This is a genomic window from Achromobacter sp. GbtcB20, from assembly GCF_019091095.1.
In the GTDB taxonomy this organism is placed as follows: Bacteria; Pseudomonadota; Gammaproteobacteria; order Burkholderiales; family Burkholderiaceae_B; genus Achromobacter; species Achromobacter mucicolens.
Genome location: NZ_JAGXJZ010000252.1, coordinates 1 through 425 on the forward strand (window position 1 = coordinate 1; position 425 = coordinate 425).

The window sequence follows — 425 nt, forward strand, 5'->3', positions numbered from 1 at the left end:
GTGCCGGCCCAGGGCAGCGTCGTGACCTGGGCCGTCGCATGGCCAGCGCTGCCCATGATGCGCTGCAGGACGTTGCCGGCGCGCCGGGTCATCTCGTTGGCCGCGCGCCGCGAGAAAGTCAGCAGCAGGATGCGCTGGGGGTCGGCGCCGCCCTGGATCAGGCGCGCCACCCGGTGCGCCAGGGTATTCGTCTTGCCCGAACCGGCGCCGGCCACCACCAGCAGCGGCCGCGCGGCCGGCGCCCCGATGTCGTGCTCGACGGCGGCGCGCTGCGCGGGATTCAGGCTGGCGAAAGGATCGGCGGCGGTCGTGAGGTCGGGCGGGTTCGTTGGCGTGGCGGCGGCGACAGTCATGGAAGGAAGGACAAGGAGCGGACAGTTCGACTGTACATTTGTCCAGTATGCTTTCGCAAGTGCATTTTGCAT

The 425-nt window shown here is 69.9% G+C and carries 1 protein-coding gene; it reads right to left on the minus strand.

Features of this window, described 5'->3' with window-relative positions; genetic code table 11:
- Positions 1-353: UvrD-helicase domain-containing protein (locus KVT32_RS28845; protein ID WP_217619286.1), on the minus strand; the 353-nt coding region annotated here is incomplete at its 3' end.
- Between the last annotated feature and the right edge of the window lie 72 nt (positions 354-425).